This window comes from Sporofaciens sp. JLR.KK001, assembly GCF_036941055.1.
Classification (GTDB): domain Bacteria; phylum Bacillota; class Clostridia; order Lachnospirales; family Lachnospiraceae; genus Sporofaciens.
Window position 1 is genome coordinate 1 of the sequence record NZ_JAYMNO010000010.1, and the last position, 1,064, is coordinate 1,064.

The 1,064-nt window shown below is 45.5% G+C and carries 2 protein-coding genes; one reads left to right on the forward strand and one right to left on the reverse strand.

Going from position 1 to position 1,064, the window contains the following annotated elements; genetic code table 11:
- Window positions 1–193 precede the first annotated feature (193 nt).
- Window positions 194–688, reverse strand: a complete 495-nt coding sequence (locus VSQ62_RS32285) for a helix-turn-helix domain-containing protein (protein WP_334638788.1) — start codon at window positions 686–688, stop codon at window positions 194–196.
- A gap of 212 nt (window positions 689–900) precedes the next feature.
- Between VSQ62_RS32285 and VSQ62_RS32290 the strand changes: the two genes are divergently transcribed.
- Complete coding sequence (locus VSQ62_RS32290; protein ID WP_334638789.1) at window positions 901–1,035, forward strand: AAA family ATPase; 135 nt, start codon at window positions 901–903, stop codon at window positions 1,033–1,035.
- Window positions 1,036–1,064: the final 29 nt, after the last annotated feature.

The following is a 1,064-nucleotide window of genomic DNA, read 5'->3' on the forward strand; positions in this document are numbered from 1 at the left end:
TTAGGATATTTATGTTCCAACGCCTGTACCCCCGTCATTTCATCCGTGGAAACAATGTGTGCACCTTCCCGGCTTTGTTCCCGGGCACTCTGGTAGAGGCCGCAGATTTCGTTTACTTTCCGCGCAAAAGATTCCGGGGCTTCTGTCTTTTCCGAAGAATGAAGCCAGTAACGAATTTTGTGGGGATGTAAATCTACCTCATTTTTAAAAAACGGCTGACAGATTTCTCAGAAATCTGTGCTGCTATCCCCTGCTTTTTAATTTCTGCCACTAACAGCGGGAGGCTCCACTGGCTTACTTCGTACCCAAAATCATTTGGGCTGTTGCAGGCAAGGTCGATGATTCGCATGATCTGGTCCGGTGTAAAAACAGCCGGGGCACCGGGGCGCTTTTTATCGGACAGGACTGCCTGTATCTCATCTCCAAGCTTTTCCGGGGCATCCGTTTCAATCTTCCGCAAGGCTGGGAGCGCCGCGAGGAACCGGTTGCGCCAAGTGGCAACATTATTATAATGAAGCCCGACTTGTGATGCAATATTTTGATTGAGTTCCCCCTGTGACGCAAGCAGGACAATGCTAGCTCTTTTGACCAGTCCTGACGGAAGGGAGCGGCTTTTTGAAAAAGCAGATAATATATTTTTCATGGCATCAGATAAAACCGGGATAGTATCAATTGTTTTCCTTCGCATAGTAATCCATCCATTCTTTAGTGATAGAATTATTATGCACCGACTACAATAAAAAAGCAACATTTATTCATTATTATTTAAACAATGCTGTACTAGTAGTTTAATGCTGTGCGTGTGGCACAGACGCTTCTTAACTACAAGGGGCGCGTTTGGTGACTGGCGTATATGGTCACCAAACGCGCCGCACATTTTGGGTTATAAGTCAATAGTATTTGATTCCTGTCGGAACTTCAAATTTTGCTGAGATTCGTAAAAAAGGCAGGTATTTTATTGATAAATCCGAGCTGATCGGACAACTGCTAAAAGTCAAATACCCCGCTGCAAGCAACGGGGCATCAAATTTGTAGCGCTGCAGAGCAGCGGGGTATTTGACCCT

Bases quoted from the DNA above. Each gene is read 5' to 3' on its own strand.
- VSQ62_RS32285 (WP_334638788.1), bottom strand. From the start codon at position 688: ATGCGAAGGAAAACAATTGATACTATCCCGGTTTTATCTGATGCCATG.